Here is an 18,333-nt window from a genome sequence, read left to right as displayed (position 1 = left end):
TCGGCACGACGCCGTGCGCGGTGCCCTGCCGTCCCGTGGACGTCCCAGCTCGCGCGCGGTCGTAGACTGTCGCCTCGACCGTGGGAGGGGGTGTGATGAGCGAGGACGTCCGCACGCCCGAGTCCGGGGTCCCGTCGACACCCGGCGACTCCCCGTCGAGCCGCATGCGGTCGCGCCTGGGCCGCTTCGGCGCCCGCAGCGGCGCCGCCTTCCCGGCAATCGAGCCGGTGCTGCAGGCGGCGCGAACCAACCACCCCAAGGCCGACCTGGCCGTGGTCGAGCAGGCGTACGTGGTGGCCGAGAAGGCGCACCGCGGCCAGCTGCGCAAGAGCGGTGACCCGTACATCACCCACCCGGTCGCGGTCGCCACGATCCTGGCCGAGCTCGGGATGACGCCCTCGACGCTCGCGGCGGCACTCCTGCACGACACCGTGGAGGACACCGACTACTCGCTGGACCAGCTGCGTCGCGAGTTCGGACCCGAGATCGCCATGCTGGTCGACGGCGTGACCAAGCTGGACAAGGTCACCTACGGCGACGCGGCGCAGGCCGAGACGGTCCGCAAGATGGTCGTCGCGATGTCGCGTGACATCCGGGTGCTCGTCATCAAGCTGGCGGACCGGCTGCACAACGCCCGGACCTGGAAGTTCGTCGCCGCGGCGTCGGCGGAGAAGAAGGCCCGCGAGACGCTCGAGATCTACGCGCCGCTGGCCCACCGGCTCGGCATGAACACGATCAAGTGGGAGCTCGAGGACCTGTCGTTCGCGACGCTGTACCCGAAGGTCTACGACGAGATCGTGCACCTGGTGGCCGAGCGCGCACCGGCGCGCGAGGAGTACCTGGCGACCGTCCGCGAGCAGGTCGGTGCGGACCTCAGCAAGGCGAAGATCCGCGCGACCGTGACCGGCCGGCCCAAGCACTACTACTCGATCTACCAGAAGATGATCGTCCGCGGTCGCGACTTCGCGGACATCTACGACCTGGTCGGGGTGCGCGTCCTGGTCGACTCGGTGCGGGACTGCTACGCGGCGCTCGGCGCGCTGCACGCGCGGTGGAACCCGGTGCCGGGGCGGTTCAAGGACTACATCGCCATGCCGAAGTTCAACCTGTACCAGTCGCTGCACACCACCGTGATCGGCCCCGGCGGCAAGCCGGTGGAGATCCAGATCCGGACGCACGACATGCACCGGCGCGCGGAGTACGGCGTCGCGGCGCACTGGAAGTACAAGGAGAGCGCGAAGAGCTCCGAGAAGTCCGACAAGGACGCCTCCGGCAACGACATGCAGTGGCTCCGGCAGCTGGTCGACTGGCAGAAGGAGACGGCCGACCCGAGCGAGTTCCTCGACTCCCTGCGGTTCGAGATCGCCGGGTCCGAGGTCTACGTCTTCACCCCCAAGGGCGACGTGATCGGGCTGCCGTCCGGTTCCACGCCGGTCGACTTCGCCTATGCCGTGCACACCGAGGTGGGCCACCGGACCATGGGTGCGCGCGTCAACGGGCGGCTCGTGCCGCTGGACTCGTCGCTGGAGAACGGCGACGTGGTCGACGTGTTCACGTCGAAGTCGGAGACGGCCGGCCCGTCGCGTGACTGGCTCGGCTTCGTCAAGAGCCCCCGCGCGCGCAACAAGATCCGCCAGTGGTTCTCCAAGGAGCGCCGCGAGGAGGCGATCGAGCACGGCAAGGACGCCATCGCCAAGGCGATGCGCAAGCAGAACCTGCCGATCCAGCGCCTGCTCTCGCACGAGTCGCTCGTCGCACTCGCCAACGAGATGCGCTACGCGGACGTCTCGGCGCTGTACGCGGCGATCGGCGAGGGCCAGGTGTCCGCCGGGACGGTCGTGCAGCGGCTCGTCCAGTCCATGGGTGGGGAGCCCGCGGCGGAGGAGGACCTCGCCGAGGTCGCTCGGCCCGGCCAGACGCAGCGCCGGGTGCGCACGGGCGACCCCGGGGTGGTGGTCAAGGGCGTCGACGACATCTGGGTCAAGCTCGCCAAGTGCTGCACCCCGGTGCCCGGCGACGAGATCGTCGGCTTCGTGACGAGGGGCTCCGGCGTCAGCGTGCACCGCAGCGACTGCATCAACGTCGCCAGCCTGCGCGAGCAGCCCGAGCGCATGGTCGAGGTCGACTGGAGCCACAACAGCTCGTCCATGTTCCTGGTGCAGATCCAGGTCGAGGCCCTCGACCGCAGCCGCCTGCTCTCGGACGTGACGCGCGTGCTGTCCGACTCGCACGTGAACATCCTGTCGGCATCCGTCTCGACGTCGCGCGACCGGGTGGCGCTGTCGCGGTTCGTGTTCGAGATGGCCGAGCCCTCCCATCTCGCCTCCGTGCTGGCCGCCGTGCGCAAGGTCGAGGGCGTCTTCGACGTCTACCGCATCACGGGGGCCAAGGCCGCCGAGGAGCCGGCGATCCGCGCCTGACCTCAGAGGCCGCGCAGGGTGCTCTGCGCCCGGCGGACCCCGCGCTGACCGCGGAACGCGTCGAGCGACGCGAGGGCGCGTGTCGGGTCCAGCCCGACGCCCTGAAGCGCCCGCAGAAGCGGGACGGCCTCCGGGTACGGCAGCATCCGGGCCAGGTCGAGGCCGGTGCGCTGCACGGACGTCACCTGGTGCCCACCGACCCGCACGACGTCCTCCGGCGCGAGGGTCGCCTCAGCCGCGACCCGCTCCGGGTGCGGGTCCGTCCGGCGCCCGCCCGTGCGGACCAGGACCTCGACGCGCACCGGCGGGAACAGCCCCGTGTGCACCCACGCCGCCGTGCGCCGGCCGATGACGCCGCGGGCGGGCACCAGCGGCGCGAGGGCGAGCGTCCGCAGCTCCGGGGTGTCGGGCAGGTCGGCCGCGATGGCGACGTCGCCCCACACCACCCGCACGACCCCGTCGCGCAGGAGCCCGAACCACGCCGCTGCGCCGACGTCGTCGCGGGTCACCGTGCGTGGCAGCACCGGTGGCACCGCGCGGTACGCGTCGAGGCGGGTGCTCACCGGGCCAGCATGGCCGCTCGTCGGTGCCGACAGCGCCTTCGTCGGGGATCTGTGGACGGACCAGGCCCCCGCCCGGTGGGCGAGGGCCTGGTCCGACCGCTGGGGGTGAGGTCAGCCCGTCAGCCCCGTGCGTCCTGCGCGGCGCGCTGGACCTGCTCCAGCCACGCACGGCGGGCGTCGAGTGCGGCCTGCGCGTCGGCGATCTTGCGTGCGTCGCCGACCGCCTTCGCGCGCTCGAGGTCGGCCTCGAGCCCGGCGATGGCCTGCTCGAGCTGCGCCGCCGCGCCCTCGGCCCGCGCACGGGTCTCGGGGTTGGTCCGCCGCCACTGGGCCTGGTCGGTGTCCCGGATGGCGGTCTCGACGGCGCGCAGGCGGCCCTCGACCCGCTGGACGTCGGCACGCGGCACCTTGCCCGCGGCCTCCCACCGGTCCTGGATCCGGTGCAGGGCGGCCTTCGCCGCGGCCAGGTCGGTCACGGGCACGAGCGCCTCGGCCTCGGCGAGCAGCGCCTCCTTGACCTGGAGGTTGGCGCGGAACTCCTCATCCGTCGCGGCCGACTGGGCGTCCCGGGCGGCGAAGAAGGCGTCCTGCGCCGCCCGGAAGCGGGCCCACAGGGCGTCGTCGTCGGCGCGGCTGGCACGTCCCGCGGCCTTCCACTGCGTCATGAGGTCGCGGAACACCCCCGCCGTGGCACCCCAGTCGGTGCTCGACTGCAGGCGCTCGGCCTCGGCGACGAGGTTCTCCTTGACCTGCTTGGCGGACGCGTTGCGCAGCTCGAGCTCGGCGAAGAAGTGCCGACGCTCGCGGTCGAACGTGGTGCGCGCGTGGCTGAACCGCTTCCAGAGCGACTCCTCCGTGGGTCGGTCCAGACGCGGACCGGTGCGCTGGGCCTCCTTCCACTGGTCCAGCAGGAGACGCAGCTGCTCGCCCGCGGGGCGCCACTGGATACGCGCCGGATCCGTGGACGCGATCTTCTCGGCCTGCTCCACGATCTGCGTGCGAGCCGCGACCGCGGCCTCCCGTGCCGCGGCACGCTCCGCCTCGGCGGCGGCCCGGCGCGATGCCGCGGTGACCCGCAGCGCCTCCAGGCGGCTGCGCAGCCCGTCGAGGTCGCCCACGGCCGCCGGCTCCGCCACCTCCTCGGTGAGCTTGGCCAGCGTCTGGTCGATCTCCTTGACCGACAGGTCCGCAGCGGTCAGGCGTGCCTCGAACAGCGTGACCTTCGCCTGCAGGTCCAGGAAGCGGCGCACGTAGAGCGCGAGAGCCTCCTGCGTGCTCGCGCCGGGGTACTGCCCGACCACGCGCTCGCCCGACGCCTCGCGCACGGAGACGTTGCCCTCCTCGTCGACGCTGCCGAACGTGGCGGCGTGGGCTGCCTCGGCGGCGTCCTGCGGCGGGGCGACCGGCGCGGCCGGGACGCTCGCCGCGGCCGTGGGGGCCGGGTGGGCGGGCGGGTGCGGAACCGGGCGGGGACGCGGGACGGGCCGTGCGCCCGAGGGGGGCGCCGCAGGAGCCGGTGCGTCGACCGGCGACTCCGTGGCCGACTCGGTCTGCGGTGCGGTCTCCGCGGGGGCGGGCTCCTCCGCGGGCTCCGCGGGCTCCGCGGCGCCGGACGCATCCGTCTGCGGCTCGGCCTCGGTGGTCGCCTCGGCAGCCGCCTCGGTCTCGGTGGAAACCTCGACAGCGGCCCCGGCGTCGGTGGCGTCGTCGGCGGGCGCCACGGACTCGCCGGCCTCGTCGGGAGTCGCCTCCGGCTCGGTGGCCTCCTCGGTGGTTGCCGACGGCTCGGTGGTCTCCTCGGGGGTTGCCGACGGCTCGGTGGTCTCCTCGGGGGTTGCCTCCGGCTCGGAGGTGTCCTCGGCGGCTGCCTCGGGCGCGCCGGCCACCTCGCCGGGTGTGTCGACCGGGGGAGCGTCCGGTGCGACCGTGTCGGGAGCCGCAGCGTCGCGCTCGTCGGGCACGGCGGGTGCCTCGGGCTGCTCGGGCACGGGTCCGGACGTCGGGGTCTGCGTCACTGGATGTTCACTCCCTCGATGATGACGTCGGACACCGGGACCGTGGTCCCTTCGACGGTGCCCGCGTCGGCGATGGCCTGCAGCACGTCCATGCCGGACGTGATCTGGCCGAACACGGTGTAGCCACCCGCAGCATCTGCGGGAATCGGTGAGTCCTTGTACACCAGGAAGAACTGGCTGCCCATGGAGCTGCCGTCGTCGCCGGTGCGCGCCATGGCGATGGTTCCCGCCGGGTAGACGTCGTCCGTCGGTGCGTTCTCGATCGGTCCCCAGCTGTAGCCGGGTCCGCCGGTGCCGCCCGTGGTGGGGTCCGCGGTGCCGAGCGCTGTCGGGTCACCGCACTGGAGGACGAAGATGCCCTCCTCGGTGAGACGGTGGCACTTCGTGCTCGCGAAGAACCCGTCCCCGGCGAGGCTGACGAAGTTGGCCACCGCCTGGGGCGCGGCGGCGCCGTCGAGCTCGATGCCGATCTCACCCTGGGACAGCGCGAGGGTGCCGGTCCACGTGCGGCCCTCGGCCAGCGACGGGTCCGGGACCTGCCCGGCGTCCGGCGCGGGCGCTGACTGCGTCGGTGCGGCGGCGGGCGTGTCGTCGTTCGTGAGCGCGAGTGCCGCGACGACACCGGTGGCGAGCACGAGGGCGCCGACGATGCTGCCGGCGATGACGCGCTGACGATGGCGACGGGCGCGGGCCTTGGCCTGGCGCTCCTGCCACTTCTCGTACCGGCGGCGCTCGTACTCACGCTCGCTCTTGGTGGACACGCACACGCTCCTTGCGTCGTCGCGGTGTGCGGCTCCGGTCGTCCGCCAGCCGCACTGCATGTAGGGGACCCGGGACAGTCTAGGCAAGCCTGGGAGACCGACCACCAGCGGCGGCGCGGGTGACGTCAGAGTTCGGACACGCAGGAGGACTACCGTGCCTGCCATGCAGGTGATCACCCTCGTGTCCGCCGTCTTCGGCGCCCGGTGCAGCGTGCTCGTCGACGACGACGGGTCGTGCGTCGTCATCGACGCCGGCGCGGGCGTCATGCAGGAGGTGCTGAGCCTGGTCCGGGCGCGGGGCCTGCGCCCGGCCGCTGTCCTGGCCACCCACGGCCACGTCGACCACACGTGGGACGCCGGACCCCTGTCGGCGGCGCTCGACGTCCCGGTGCTGCTGCACGCCGCCGACGCCTACCGGCTCGCCGACCCGTTCGGCACGCTGGGCCTGCTCGGCTCGTCGGGGTCGCCGACGCACGATCCGTCCGGCCCGCTGGCGCAGGCCCTGGTGGCGACGGGTGTCGACCCGGCGCGCTACGCGGCGCCGGATCGGGTGGAGCCGTTCGGGGGCGTCGACGACGTCCGCTCCGCCGACTCGGTGCTCGAGCTCGGCGGGCTGCGGATCGTCGCCCGGCACGCACCGGGCCACACCGAGGGGTCGACCCTGTACCTCGTCGAGGACCTCGCGTTCACCGGTGACGTCCTGTTCGCCGGCTCCGTGGGACGCACCGACCTGCCCGGCGGTGACCAGGCCACGATGCAGCGGACGCTGCGGGAGGTCGTCGCGACGCTCCCGCCCGGGACCGTCGTCGTCCCCGGGCACGGCCCGACGAGCGAGATCTCGAGCGAGCTGGCGCACAACCCGTACCTGCAGCGTCTCTAGCCGGTCCTCGAGCGCCCCGAGGGTCTGGAAGGATCGGGCCCCATGGCGCGACCCACCCCTCTGTCCGGATTTCCCGAGTGGCTGCCCGACGGGCGCCTCGTCGAGCAGCACGTCCTCGACGTGCTGCGCCGCACCTTCGAGCTGCACGGCTTCGCCGGCATCGAGACTCGGGCGGTCGAGCCCCTCGACCAGCTGCTGCGCAAGGGCGAGACCTCCAAGGAGGTCTACGTGCTGCGCCGCCTGCAGGAGGACGCCGGCGTCGATCCGGACCGCGCGGGGACCCTGGGGCTGCACTTCGACCTCACGGTGCCGTTCGCGCGCTACGTACTCGAGAACGCCGGTCACCTGGCGTTCCCGTTCCGGCGCTACCAGATCCAGAAGGTGTGGCGCGGAGAGCGTCCCCAGGACGGTCGGTTCCGCGAGTTCGTCCAGGCGGACATCGACGTGGTGGGCGCCGGGGCGCTGCCGTACCACTACGAGGTCGAGCTGCCCCTGGTGATGGCCGAGGCGCTCGGCGCGCTGCGGGAGATCGGCGTGCCGCCGGTGCGCATCCTCGTCAACAACCGCAAGGTGGCCGAGGGCTTCTACCGAGGACTCGGGCTGACGGACGTCGACGCCGTGCTGCGCAACATCGACAAGCTCGACAAGATCGGCGCCGACGCCGTCGCCGCGCTGCTGGTCGAGGAGGCCGGGGCCGACGAGGCGCAGGCGCGCGCGTGCCTGGAGCTCGCGTCGATCAGCGGCTCGGACGAGACGGTGGTCGCCCGGGTGCGGGACCTCGCGGTCACGTCGAACGAGCTCCTCGACGAAGGGCTCGAGGAGCTGGGCGCGCTCCTGCGGGCCGCCGCCGCGCGAGCACCCGGTGTCGTGGTCGCGGACCTCAAGATCGCGCGCGGCCTCGACTACTACACGGGCTCGGTCTACGAGACGGTGCTGGTGGGCCACGAGCAGCTCGGCTCCATCTGCTCCGGTGGCCGCTACGACACGCTGGCGTCGGACGGCGCGAACACGTACCCCGGGGTCGGCCTGTCGATCGGGGTGTCCCGGCTGGTGTCGCGGCTCATCGGCGGCGGGCTGGTGACCACCACGCGGTCGGTGCCCAGTGCGGTCCTCGTCGCGGTGAGCGCCGAGGAGGCGCGGGACCGGTCCGACGCGGTCGCGGCGTCCCTGCGGGCGCGGGGCATCCCCGTCGAGGTGGCTCCGTCCGCCGCGAAGTTCGGCAAGCAGATCCGGCACGCCGACCGCCGCGGCATCCCGTTCGTGTGGTTCGTCGGCGAGGACGGGGCGGACCAGGTCAAGGACATCCGCTCGGGTGAGCAGGTCGACGCGGACGCCGCGACGTGGGCGCCGGCCGAGGCGGACCTGTGGCCCCGCGTGGTTCCTGCTTGACAGTCGTTCGAACACGTGTTCGCATGAGGGCATGCGATGGGACGGCCAGAAGCTGGGGACGGACGACACCGACGCGTTGCCCGGGCTGACGCTCGCCGGGCTGGTGCGCAGCGTGCGGACCCCCGAGTTCGCGGGCGTGACCTTCCACGAGGTCACGTGCAGGAGCGCGCTCAACAAGGTGCCGGAAGCGTCCCGCATGCCGTTCCGGTGGACCGTCAACCCGACCCGCGGCTGCCTGCACGCCTGCACGTACTGCTTCGCGCGGCCCACCCACGAGTACCTCGACCTGGGGGCCGGGCGGGACTTCGAGACGCAGATCGTCGTGAAGACCAACGTCGTCGACGTGCTGCGCGCGGAGCTGGGCCGCCGGTCCTGGGCGCGCGAGCACGTCGCTCTCGGCACCAACACGGACCCGTACCAGCGGGTCGAGGGCAGGTACCGGTTCATGCCGGGGATCATCGAGGCGCTGGCGGGCAGCGGCACCCCGTTGTCGATCCTGACCAAGGGGACCCTGCTGCGCCGGGACCTGCCGCTGCTGGCCGAGGCGGCGCGGGCGGTGCCCGTGGGCATCGGCGTCTCGCTGGCCGTCGGGGACGAGTCGTTGCAGCAGGCGGTCGAGCCCGGGACGCCGACGCCGCGCGCTCGGCTCGACCTCATCCGCGCCGTGCGGGAGGCGGGTCTGCCGTGCGGCGTCATGGTCGCACCGGTCCTGCCGTGGCTCACGGACGACCGCGCCCAGCTGGACGCCCTCCTGCGGGACCTCGCCGACGCGGGGGCGACCGGGGTGACCGTGCTTCCTCTGCATCTCCGGGGACCCGTCAAGCCGCTGTTCCTCGCCTGGCTCCGGGAGCACGCGCCGGCGCTCGTGCCCCGCTACGAGGAGCTCTACGGTCGCGGGGCGTACGCGCCTCGGGAGTACGTGCGGTGGCTCGACGAGCGGGTCCGGCCGCTGCTCGTGCGGCACGGCTTCGCGGACTCGTCGGGCCACCGCACGAGGCGGGACGGGCCGGCGGGGGAGGGCACCTACCCGGCGGGGAGCCTGGCGTCCGGCCTGCTCACGGTGCATGAGCCCACGGTTGCGGCCGCCCAGCCGGTGCTCTTCTAGGGCCCCACGTCCGCACCGCACGGGACCTGCGGGTGATGTCTGGCCCACGGGGGCGGCCCACGCGGCGGCCGCCGCAGGTCTCGCCTTATAGTTCACGTCGTCCCGGCAGGTGTCGGGTCCGTCCGACACGAGGTGTGACACTCCCAGATGACGAGCCCGACTGGCGCCCAGGCGCGCGACAACGTGACCGACCGCCGCCGCGCACGCGAGGACCGGGGCATCTCCGCCACCGGAGCCCGCAGCGACCGGCTGCCGCCCGCACCCCGTGAGCGGCGTCCGATGCTGGCCGCCCTCGCGGTGCTGCTCATCGTCGGCGGTGCCGCGGTGGCCGGGCTGCTCGCGCTGCGCGCCGACGAGCGCGTGCCGATGCTGGCCGTCTCGAAGGACGTCGCCGCCGGCTCGCAGATCGGTGAGGACGACCTGCACAGCGTGCCGGTGGCCGCGGACGGCACCCTGCTCGTGCCCGCCTCGCAGATGGCGGACGTCGTGGGCAAGTACGCGCGGGTGAAGCTGTCCGAGGGGCAGCTCCTCGACGTGTCCATGCTCGGTGACTCCGGGCCTCTGAAGGACGGCATGGTCGCCGTGGGTGCGGACATCGAGCCCGGCCGGATGCCCGCCAGCGGGCTGCAGCCCGGAGACATCGTCCAGCTCGTCGCGGTGACCGACGCCGCGGGTCGCGTGCTCGTCCCGGACGCCCTGGTCAGCGCCACCCGCAACAAGGGTGCTGCGACGACCGCGGGCAGCGCCGGATCCGGCATCACGGCGACCTTCATCGTGGACACCGCCGACGCGCCGCAGGTTGCCGCGGTCGCGTCGTCCGGCGACCTCTCGGTGATCCTCGTGACCCGCGGCCAGCCGATCGACGAGGGGAGCTGACGTGCTCGTCGCGATGGCCTCCGCCAAGGGGGCGCCCGGCGTGACGACGACCGCACGCGTGCTCGCGTCGGTCTGGCCCACGCAGGCCGTCCTTGTCGACGCCGACCCCGCGGGCGGCGACGTCGCCCTGGTCGCGCGCACGGCGACGCAGGAGCCGCTGGACCCCGAGCGCGGGCTGCTCTCGCTCGCCGTCGACGCCCGGCGCGGGGCTGCCGCTATGTCGCTCGAGCCGCACCTGCAGGAGATCGACGGCGGGCTGCAGGTGCTCTGTGGCGTGCAGCGTCCGGAGCAGGTGGCAGGCATGGGCCCCGTCTGGGGGACCATCGGCACCATGCTGACCCGGCACGTCGGCACCGTCGTCGCCGACGTCGGGCGCTTCACCCTCGGCAGCCCGGTGACGCCCGTGGTGGCTGCCGCGGACGTGCTGGTCTTCGTCGTCCGACCCCACGTCGAGTCCTACGCACACCTGCGCGAGCGGCTCACCTGGATCGCCACGATGGAGAACGCGGGGAGCCAGCCGCCGCCCGTCGGCGTCGTCGTGGTCACCGACGCGCGCGACTCCCGGTCCTCGAAGGACCTGTCCGCGCTCCTCGCCCACAGCGGGCTGTCCGCACACGTCCTCGGGACGGTCGCGAACGACCCGCGCGCTGCTGACGTCGTGGGGGGCAGGCTCTCCCGCGGCATCGACCGGTCGCTGCTGGTGCGGTCCACCCGTTCGCTCGTCGACTCCGTGCGGTCGCTCGCCGACACACGCCAGCCCCGGATGGTGGTGCGCTGATGCTCGACCAGGCCCTCGTCCGCCGGCTCCGCGAGGAGGTCGCGGACATCCTCGCCCGGCAGCGCCGCGACGACGCCGCCAGCGGCCTGCCCCCGATGTCGGCGGAGGACGAGCGCCAGTTCGCGCGCGCCGTCATCAGCCGGGTGCTCGACGCGCACGCCCGCGGCGAGATCGCGTCGGCCCGGACGCCTCCCACCCCCGCCGAGGAGGAGGAGATCGCGGCAGGCATCCACGCCGCGCTCTACGGCGTGGGCCGGCTGCAGCCGCTCCTGGACGACCCGCAGATCGAGAACATCGACATCAACGGGTTCGACCAGGTGTTCGTCCAGTTCGCCGACGGCCGCGAGGAGCGCGGGCTGCCCATCGCAGACTCGGACGACGAGCTCGTCGAGCTCGTCCAGGTGCTCGGCGCGTACTCGGGGCTCACCAGCCGGTCGTTTGACTCCGCCAACCCGCAGCTGGACCTGCGGCTGCCCGACGGCAGCCGCCTGTCCGCGGTGATGGACGTGTGCTCGCGGCCCGCGATCTCGGTCCGCCGCTCGCGGCTCTCGCGGGTGCACCTCGACGACCTGGTCCGGTTCGGCTCGCTGACCCCCGACGTGGCCGGTTTCCTGTCGGCGGCCGTGATGGCGCGCAAGAACATCATGATCGCCGGCGCCACGAACGCCGGGAAGACGACCCTGCTTCGTGCGCTCGCCAACGAGATCCCGCCGCACGAGCGGCTGATCACGGTCGAGCGGGCGCTCGAGCTCGGGCTGGGCGAGTTCCCCGACCTGCATCCGAACGTGGTCTCGTTCGAGGAGCGGCTGCCCAACTCCGAGGGGCTCGGTGCCATCACGATGGCCGAGCTGGTCCGGCGCAGCCTGCGCATGAACCCGAACCGGGTCATCGTCGGTGAGGTCCTGGGCGACGAGATCGTCACCATGCTCAACGCGATGAGCCAGGGCAACGACGGCTCGCTGTCCACCATCCACGCGAACAGCTCGATCGAGGTGTTCAACCGCATCTCGACGTACGCCATCCAGTCCGCCGAGCGGCTGCCGGTCGACGCCACGATGATGCTGATCGCCGGCGCCATCGACTTCGTGGTGTTCGTGCAGAAGCACAACGACTACCACGAGGGTGGGCGCCTGCGGCGCTACGTCGCGAGCATCCGTGAGGTCAACGGCGTGGACGGGCGCGTCCTGTCGAGCGAGATCTTCGCGCCGGGCCCCGACGGGGTCGCGACGGCCGCTGCGCCCATCTCGTGCATCGACGAGCTCGCGGCGGTCGGTTACACGCAGTCGTTCGCCGACGCACGGAGCATGTGATGTCCAGCACCACCGTTCTCATGATCGTGATGGGCGGCGTCATCGGTGGGGGCATCGTGCTGTTCGTGGCGGCGATGCGACCGACGCACCGCCCGCCGCGCGTGGCGGGCGGACGGAACCTGGTCGAGCGCCTCGGGCGCCGCACGCTGATCGCGATCGGGGTCGGCCTGGTCGTCCTGGTCGGGACGGCGTGGCCCGTCGCCGCGGTGGCGTCCGCCGCGCTGGTCCTCGCCGCGCCCGCTCTCTTCGGCGGCGCCAAGACGGAGCGCGAGGCGATGGCCAGGCTCGAGGGGCTCGCGACGTGGACCGAGTCGCTGCGGGACACGATCGCCGGTGCCGTCGGGCTCGAGCAGGCCATTCCCGCGACGGCCTACGCCGCCTCCCCGGCCATCCGCCCCCAGCTGCGCATGGTGGTGGACCGGCTGCGCGTCCGCACACCGCTGGCGGTCGCGCTCCGGCGGCTCGCGGACGACCTCGACGACCCGAGCGCCGACATGGTGGTGGCTGCCCTGATCCTCAACTCCAAGCTGCGCGGGCCCGGTCTGCGCCAGGTGCTGACGTCCCTGTCGGAGGCCGCACGTGCCGAGCTCGAGATGCGCCAGCGCGTCACGGCGGGACGCTCCGCGACCCGTCGTTCCTCGCAGATCGTGATGGCGTTCTCGGTGGGTGTGATCGCCCTGCTCACCATCGTGAACCCGTCCTACGTGGCGCCGTACGACTCGCCGACCGGCCAGGTGGTCCTGCTCGTCGTGGTGGCGTGCTTCGCCGGCGGGTTCTTCTGGATGAAGCGGCTGTCCGGGATCGACACGCCGCGTCGGTTCCTCGTGGTGGAGGAGGACGCATGATCGGCGCGCTCCTGGGAGGAGCGGTCGCGGGCCTCGGCCTCCTCCTGATCGTCCTGGTGGTCGCACCGCCCGGTCGTCGACCCGGGGCGGCCCTCGCCCGGCTCGACCTGCAGCGCACGGAGGCTCGCGAGCGTGCGGGCATCCTGGCCGTCGACCCCTCCGCCGCGTCGGGCCCCGGGTGGGTGCACGACCTCGGCCGGCGCTCCGCCGCCACGCTCGCCGGCTCGGGGATCCAGCTGGGCGGCCTGCGTTCCGACCTGGCGGTCGTCGGCCGCCCGCTCGACCTGCACCTGGCCTCCACGGTGATCGCCGCCGTCGTCGGGCTCGTCGCGCCGGTCCTCGTCTCGGTGCTGCTCCTCCTGGTGCGGGTGCCGTTGGCCGTGCCGGTCCCGGCCGTCGCGAGCATCGTGGTCGCGATGATCGCCGCCGCGGTGCCGACGCTCGTCGTGCGCGGCAAGGCCCGAGCGCGGCGGCGGGACTTCCGGCACGTCGTCGGGTCGTTCCTCGACCTCGTCGCGATGAGCCTCGCCGGTGGGCGCGGCGTGCCCGAGGCGCTCCAGGCGGCCTCGGAGCTGAGCGACGGCTGGGCGATGATCCGCATCCGTGATGCGCTCGGCACCGCGCGGCTGCGGGGGCAGACCCCGTGGTCCGCGCTCGGTGACCTCGGCACGGAGCTGCGCATCGACGAGCTCCGTGACCTCGCCGCCGCTCTCGCGCTCGTCGCGGAGGACGGTGCACGGGTGCGTGAGTCGCTCGCGGCGCGCGCGGGCTCGATGCGTCGGCGGGAGCTGTCCGACTCGGAGGGTCGTGCCGGAGAGAGCTCGCAGTCGATGATGGTCGCGCAGCTTCTGCTCTGCGTCGGCTTCCTGATCTTCCTGATGTACCCCGCGCTGGTGACCGTGCTCGGAGGGCTGTAGCGTGCGCGACCGCGACGTCTCGGCCCGACGGCGGCCATCTGCTGACACTGAAAGGACCGGACCATGCATCACGACCTGACGACCCCGTGGGGCTTCCTCGCGTTCGAGCTCAGACGACGGATCGACCGCGCCCGCAGCACCAAGGACCTGGGCGCCTCGGCCATCGAGTGGGTGATCATCACGGGCGTCCTCGTCGCGCTGGCCGCGGCCGTCGGCCTGGTCATCTACAACATGGTCAACGACCAGGCGGAGAGCATCGACATCCCCGACGCACCGGGTGGCGGCGGCGGTGGCGGCGGAGGCGGCGACACGTGACCGGGCCGGGGCGCAGGCGCGCTGGCGCCCGCGCCCCCCGGTTCTCCGGCGACGCGGGAGCCTCGTCGATCGAGCTCGTGATGTACACGCCGATCCTCATGCTGGTGACCTTCCTGATCGTGCAGTTCGCGCTGACCTGGCACGGGCAGGAGATCGCGGGCGTCGTGGCGCGGGAAGCCGCCCGTGAGGCGCGGATCGGCGGGGGGACCCCGCAGTCCCTGGACGACGGCGAGGCGAAGGGCAGGCAGTACGCGACGGTGGTGGGGGGCAATGCGCTGCGCAACGTGACCGTCGACGTCGTGCTCCTCGGCGACGACCGGGTGCGGGCCACCGTGACCGGTCGATCGGTCGAGCTCGTGCCCGGGTTCGCCCCTCGGGTGCGCGCCGAGGTCGAGGGCCCCGTCGAGACGTTCCGGCCGGACCTGTGACGGCCAGGACGCGCGGGCGCCGCACTGTCGGGCGTGGAGCGGAGGAGGGGTCGATGGCCGTCGAGATCGTCGTGCTCGTCCCCATGCTCGTGCTCGTCATGGTGCTCATCGTGGCGTTCGGGCGCTACGTGACCACGGAGGGTGACGCGCAGGCGGCCGCGCGCGAGGCCGTGCGTGCCGCGTCCCTGCAGCGCGACGAGCCGAGCGCCCTCGCCGCGGCACAGTCGGCCGCGCAGGCCAGCACACCGGACTCGCTCGTCTGCGCGCCGGCCGAGCTGCGCGGGGCGTTCGTCGCCGGCGGCACGGTGACCGTCGAGCTCGCGTGCACGGTCTCGTGGTCCAACCTCGGCCTGATCGGTCTGACCGGCACGGCCGACGTCACGGCGTCGAGCTCGGCACCGCTGGACCTCTACCGCCGGACTGGTGCGCCGTGATGGCCCGGCTCCGGCGCAGGATCGGGCAAGACGACCGTGGGTCCGCGTCGGTGTACGTCATCGGGCTGATCGTCATGCTCATGGTCGTCGCCGGGCTCGTGGTCGATGGCGGCCGCGCGGTCAACGCCCGGGCCGCCCTGTCCGACGACGCCGAGCAGGCCGCCCGCGCGGGCGCCAACCAGCTGGACCTGGCTGCGCTGCGGGGCAGCGGCGAGGTGCGGATCGACCCCGCCGCGGCCGAGTCCGCGGCAGAGGACTTCCTCCTGGTGCGCGGCTACGCGCCCGACGAGATCGTCGCGGACGCGGATGCGAACCGGGTCCGCGTCGACATCGAGCAGGACGTGCCGACACAGCTGCTGTCGCTCGTCCTGATCCGTTCGTTCCATGTCACCGGCGGTGCGACTGCTCGCGCCGCCGTCGGGATCGACTCCGAGATTGCGGGAGCACCATGAGTACCCACCTGGACCCGGACCGCCCGGCCCGGCCGGCACCGACCGAGCGCGGGCCGGAGCGGTTCCTGCAGGCCGCGCCCACCGAGAGCCGCCCGTCGCGGGTTTCCTCGATCGGGTCGGCCCTGCTGCTGCTCGGCCTCGTGGTCGGCGTGCCCGTGGCGCTGATCGCCCTCGGTGGCGTTCCCGAGCTGCCGACCTCGCTGCCCACCCGCGAGCAGCTCACCGGCACCCTGGGCGCCGCCCAGCTCCTGAGCGTGCTCGTCTGGGTCGTCTGGCTGGCCTGGCTGCAGTTCACGGTGTGCGTGGCCGTCGAGTTCCGTTCCGCGCTGCGGGGCGTCGGGCTCCCCACCCGTGTGCCGCTCGCCGGTCCCAGCCAGCGCGCCGCGCGCGTCCTCGTCGCCTCCGTCCTGCTGCTGGTCACCGCCGCCGGCCAGGCGACCGCCGCGGTCGCCCCGAGCGTCGCGGAGCACCTGGCCACGCCGACCGCGGTGACGTCCACCGCCGTCGCAGGGCAGGTCAGCGAGCCCGCGCCGCAGGCCGTGGCGCCCGTCGAGCAGACGGCTGCCGTAGGGGAGGTGACCTATCACCTGGGTGACATGGTGCTCAGCGCGGAGGAGGGCGCCGAGCTGGTGGGCAAGCGGGTGTACGTGGTGCAGCCCCCCGACGGCCGGTACCACGACAACCTCTGGGACATCGCCGAGCGGACGACCGGTGACGGACGCCGCTACCAGGAGATCTACGAGCTCAACAAGGGACGGGACCAGCCCGACGGGCATGAGCTGTCGCTCGCGCGACTGATCTACCCCAACTGGCTCCTCGTGATGCCCGAGGACGCAGTCGGCGTCGAGCGCGTCACCGCGGTGACCGCGCCGGCACCTCAGGTCGCCCCCGCTCCGGCCCCCGTCGCACCCACCACGCCGGCACCGGCGACGGCCGAGGCGAGCACGGCGACCGAGTCCGCGACCGCGACCGCGACGCTCGACGAGCGGCGTGGCGGTGTCGACCTGGGCGGGCTGCTCGGTGCGGGACTGCTCGCCGCCGGCCTCGTGGTCGCGGTGGACCAGCTGCGGCGACGTCGGCGGACCCCGGAGCCGTCCGAGGCGGCCGTCGAGGCCGAGGTCGCCCTGCGCGTGGGCGCCGACCCCGAGCGCGCCACCCGGCTGGACGGCGCGCTCCGCACGCTCGGCGCGACGCTGCGCGAGGCGGGCCGGGACCTGCCGCCGGTCTACGCGGCCGTCGTCGATGACGCAGCGCTCACGCTGCACCTCGCGCCCGCCGTGGCTGACGCGCCGGCGCCGTGGGTGGCCGAGCAGGACGGCGCCCGCTGGGTGCTCTCCGGCCGGGACCGCGCACCGGTGCCGCGGCAGGCCGTCGCGCCGTTCCCGGGACTCGTGTCTCTCGGACGCGACTCGTCGGGGGCCGACGTCCTCGTCGACCTCGAGGCCGCGCAGGGCCCGATCAGCGTCGTGGGCGACTCCGTGGTCGCCGCCGAGGTCGTCGCGGCGATCGCCGCCGAGCTGGCGACCAACCGGTGGTCCGACGACGTCCGGGTCACCGGCGTGGACCTGCCGGGCGGCCTCACGGCGCTCGGCCCGCGACGCTACCGGTCCGTGCGCACCGCCTCGGACGTCCTGCCCGCCCTCGCGGAGCGCCAGGTGGACCTCATCGGCGGCGACGTCCTGAGCGGACGGCTGCGGCGCGCGGGGGAGAGCGGCTGGGTGCCGGAGTACGTCGTGCTCGGCACGCCGCCGGACCCGGCGACCGTCGACCACCTGCTCCGGCTCACCGGCACCACCCTGCGGGCACCGCTCGGTGTCGTGTGCGCGGGTGACCTGCCCGGTGCCCGGTGGCGCCTGGAGGTCGACAGCGCCGGTTCGCTGACGGTCGACCTCCTGGACGTGTCGGTCCGGGCCAACCGGCTCACGCCGGCGCTCGCCGCGGCCGTTGCCGAGCTCCTGACCGAGGAGCCGCCGGCCGTCGTGGACCCGGCGCGCGTCGCCCGGAACGAGGAGCAGGTCGCACGGCCGGTCCCCCCGGTCGTCCTGCGTCCGGTCGAGCCGGCCGACCTGGCCGGTGCGCCGGTGCGCGTTCGGGTGCTCGGCACGCCGCTGGTGACCGCACCCCACCCGCTCGACGCCGAGCGCGTGAGCCTGTGCACCGAGCTCGTCGTGCACCTGGCTCTCCAGCCGGAGGGTGTGCACCCCACGGTCCTGGGCGCCGCGTTGTGGCCCCGGGGCGTGACCGCCGCGGTGCGCGACGCGACGATCGAGCGCGCCCGCGACTGGCTCGGCACGGACCGGTCGGGCGTGCCGCACCTGCGCAAGCGCGAGGACGGCAAGCTCGTCCTCGGGCCCGACGTGGTGCTCGACTGGGACGTCGTCTGCACGCTGGCCGCCCGGTCCCGCACGCGGACCAGCGAGGCCGAGGAGCGGCGCGACCTGATGGCCGCGCTGCGGCTGGTGCAGGGCGGTGTGCTCGCCCGCCGTCCCCCCGGCCGGTACGCGTGGATCGCGCGGGTCCGGGTCGAGCGCGCCGCGCGCGACCTGCTGGTCGACGCGGCCCACCGGCTCGCCGTCATCTGCTCGCACGACGACGACCCGGCCGGTGCCCGCGCCGCCGCGTGGGCCGGACTGGCGGTGGCGCCGACGGAGGAGGTGCTGTGGCGCGACGTGCTGCGTGCGGCGTTCGCCACCGGCGGCGCGGACGAGGTGCGCTCGGTCGCCGCCGAGATGGAGATGACCCTGCACTCTGCCGGGGTCACCGAGATCGGCGCCCCCACCGTGGCGCTGCTCGAGGAGCTCGCGCCCGGACCGCTCGACTCCCGGCTGCAGGGCTCCGCATGAGG

The 18,333-nt window shown here is 73.8% G+C and carries 17 protein-coding genes; 14 read left to right on the top strand and 3 right to left on the bottom strand.

All coding sequences use genetic code 11. The features are described 5' to 3' along the window. Window positions 1–95: 95 nt before the first annotated feature. Window positions 96–2,420, top strand: a complete 2,325-nt coding sequence (locus KG102_RS09535; RefSeq protein WP_208213333.1) for a RelA/SpoT family protein — start codon at window positions 96–98, stop codon at window positions 2,418–2,420. Between the two features lie 2 nt (window positions 2,421–2,422). Here KG102_RS09535 and KG102_RS09530 read toward each other — a convergent pair whose 3' ends face one another. The 3 genes from KG102_RS09530 to KG102_RS09520 form a co-directional block, all read right to left on the bottom strand. Further along, complete coding sequence (locus KG102_RS09530; protein ID WP_208213334.1) at window positions 2,423–2,983, bottom strand: hypothetical protein; 561 nt, start codon at window positions 2,981–2,983, stop codon at window positions 2,423–2,425. A 119-nt stretch (window positions 2,984–3,102) separates the two neighbouring features. Continuing rightward, the gene (locus KG102_RS09525) at window positions 3,103–4,998 is read right to left on the bottom strand and encodes a DUF349 domain-containing protein (protein ID WP_208289870.1); all 1,896 of its coding nucleotides are present in this window, start codon (window positions 4,996–4,998) and stop codon (window positions 3,103–3,105) included. Then, window positions 4,995–5,759, bottom strand: coding sequence for a peptidylprolyl isomerase (locus KG102_RS09520; RefSeq protein WP_208289871.1), 765 nt, complete (start codon window positions 5,757–5,759; stop codon window positions 4,995–4,997). Before KG102_RS09520 ends, KG102_RS09525 begins: the two co-directional genes overlap by 4 nt. 163 nt (window positions 5,760–5,922) lie before the next feature. Here KG102_RS09520 and KG102_RS09515 point away from each other — a divergent pair, with 163 nt between their 5' ends. From KG102_RS09515 to KG102_RS09455, 13 genes are all read left to right on the top strand, one after another. Further along, the gene (locus tag KG102_RS09515; protein ID WP_208213336.1) at window positions 5,923–6,639 is read left to right on the top strand and encodes an MBL fold metallo-hydrolase; all 717 of its coding nucleotides are present in this window, start codon (window positions 5,923–5,925) and stop codon (window positions 6,637–6,639) included. 42 nt (window positions 6,640–6,681) lie between these two features. Further along, on the top strand, window positions 6,682–8,028 hold the full coding sequence (hisS, locus tag KG102_RS09510) for a histidine--tRNA ligase (protein ID WP_208289872.1): 1,347 nt from the start codon (window positions 6,682–6,684) through the stop codon (window positions 8,026–8,028). Window positions 8,029–8,059: 31 nt separating this feature from the next. Next, the gene (locus KG102_RS09505) at window positions 8,060–9,133 is read left to right on the top strand and encodes an Rv2578c family radical SAM protein (protein WP_208289873.1); all 1,074 of its coding nucleotides are present in this window, start codon (window positions 8,060–8,062) and stop codon (window positions 9,131–9,133) included. Window positions 9,134–9,280: 147 nt separating this feature from the next. Then, window positions 9,281–10,009, top strand: coding sequence for an SAF domain-containing protein (locus KG102_RS09500; RefSeq protein ID WP_208213339.1), 729 nt, complete (start codon window positions 9,281–9,283; stop codon window positions 10,007–10,009). A 1-nt stretch (window position 10,010) separates the two neighbouring features. After that, window positions 10,011–10,787, top strand: coding sequence for a P-loop NTPase family protein (locus KG102_RS09495; RefSeq protein ID WP_208213340.1), 777 nt, complete (start codon window positions 10,011–10,013; stop codon window positions 10,785–10,787). Continuing rightward, entirely contained in the window at window positions 10,787–12,097 is a 1,311-nt protein-coding gene (locus KG102_RS09490; RefSeq protein ID WP_243884752.1) for a CpaF family protein, read from the top strand. The genes KG102_RS09495 and KG102_RS09490 overlap by 1 nt, the downstream gene beginning before the upstream one ends. After that, window positions 12,097–12,942 carry a type II secretion system F family protein gene (locus KG102_RS09485; RefSeq protein ID WP_243884753.1) on the top strand — a complete coding sequence of 282 codons (846 nt, stop codon included), beginning with the start codon at window positions 12,097–12,099 and terminating at the stop codon, window positions 12,940–12,942. Before KG102_RS09490 ends, KG102_RS09485 begins: the two co-directional genes overlap by 1 nt. Then, window positions 12,939–13,859, top strand: coding sequence for a type II secretion system F family protein (locus KG102_RS09480; protein WP_208289874.1), 921 nt, complete (start codon window positions 12,939–12,941; stop codon window positions 13,857–13,859). The genes KG102_RS09485 and KG102_RS09480 overlap by 4 nt, the downstream gene beginning before the upstream one ends. 63 nt (window positions 13,860–13,922) lie before the next feature. Further along, window positions 13,923–14,174 (top strand): hypothetical protein, encoded by a 252-nt coding sequence (locus KG102_RS09475; RefSeq protein WP_208213343.1) that lies wholly within the window; start codon window positions 13,923–13,925, stop codon window positions 14,172–14,174. Beyond that, complete coding sequence (locus KG102_RS09470) at window positions 14,171–14,602, top strand: TadE family protein (protein ID WP_256440274.1); 432 nt, start codon at window positions 14,171–14,173, stop codon at window positions 14,600–14,602. The genes KG102_RS09475 and KG102_RS09470 overlap by 4 nt, the downstream gene beginning before the upstream one ends. 53 nt (window positions 14,603–14,655) lie before the next feature. Further along, window positions 14,656–15,036 carry a TadE/TadG family type IV pilus assembly protein gene (locus KG102_RS09465; protein ID WP_208213345.1) on the top strand — a complete coding sequence of 127 codons (381 nt, stop codon included), beginning with the start codon at window positions 14,656–14,658 and terminating at the stop codon, window positions 15,034–15,036. 50 nt (window positions 15,037–15,086) lie between these two features. Continuing rightward, window positions 15,087–15,488, top strand: coding sequence for a pilus assembly protein TadG-related protein (locus KG102_RS09460; protein WP_208289875.1), 402 nt, complete (start codon window positions 15,087–15,089; stop codon window positions 15,486–15,488). Then, on the top strand, window positions 15,485–18,331 hold the full coding sequence (locus KG102_RS09455; protein ID WP_208289876.1) for a LysM peptidoglycan-binding domain-containing protein: 2,847 nt from the start codon (window positions 15,485–15,487) through the stop codon (window positions 18,329–18,331). The genes KG102_RS09460 and KG102_RS09455 overlap by 4 nt, the downstream gene beginning before the upstream one ends. Window positions 18,332–18,333 lie beyond the last annotated feature (2 nt).

Origin of the sequence: Cellulomonas fengjieae (assembly GCF_018388465.1) — a bacterium.
Lineage (GTDB): Bacteria > Actinomycetota > Actinomycetes > Actinomycetales > Cellulomonadaceae > Cellulomonas > Cellulomonas fengjieae.
The sequence above is the reverse complement of the archived record's forward strand: the minus strand, read 5'-3'. Positions and strand labels throughout refer to the sequence as shown.

What these genes read in the sequence shown, in the direction of transcription:
- hisS (WP_208289872.1), top strand. Translation starts at nt 6,682, where the DNA reads ATGGCGCGACCCACCCCTCTGTCCGGATTTCCCGAGTGGCTGCCCGAC.
- KG102_RS09535 (WP_208213333.1), top strand. Translation starts at nt 96, where the DNA reads ATGAGCGAGGACGTCCGCACGCCCGAGTCCGGGGTCCCGTCGACACCC.
- KG102_RS09455 (WP_208289876.1), top strand. Translation starts at nt 15,485, where the DNA reads ATGAGTACCCACCTGGACCCGGACCGCCCGGCCCGGCCGGCACCGACC.
- KG102_RS09490 (WP_243884752.1), top strand. Translation starts at nt 10,787, where the DNA reads ATGCTCGACCAGGCCCTCGTCCGCCGGCTCCGCGAGGAGGTCGCGGAC.
- KG102_RS09515 (WP_208213336.1), top strand. Translation starts at nt 5,923, where the DNA reads ATGCAGGTGATCACCCTCGTGTCCGCCGTCTTCGGCGCCCGGTGCAGC.
- KG102_RS09475 (WP_208213343.1), top strand. Translation starts at nt 13,923, where the DNA reads ATGCATCACGACCTGACGACCCCGTGGGGCTTCCTCGCGTTCGAGCTC.
- KG102_RS09505 (WP_208289873.1), top strand. Translation starts at nt 8,060, where the DNA reads ATGCGATGGGACGGCCAGAAGCTGGGGACGGACGACACCGACGCGTTG.
- KG102_RS09480 (WP_208289874.1), top strand. Translation starts at nt 12,939, where the DNA reads ATGATCGGCGCGCTCCTGGGAGGAGCGGTCGCGGGCCTCGGCCTCCTC.
- KG102_RS09500 (WP_208213339.1), top strand. Translation starts at nt 9,281, where the DNA reads ATGACGAGCCCGACTGGCGCCCAGGCGCGCGACAACGTGACCGACCGC.
- KG102_RS09485 (WP_243884753.1), top strand. Translation starts at nt 12,097, where the DNA reads ATGTCCAGCACCACCGTTCTCATGATCGTGATGGGCGGCGTCATCGGT.
- KG102_RS09465 (WP_208213345.1), top strand. Translation starts at nt 14,656, where the DNA reads ATGGCCGTCGAGATCGTCGTGCTCGTCCCCATGCTCGTGCTCGTCATG.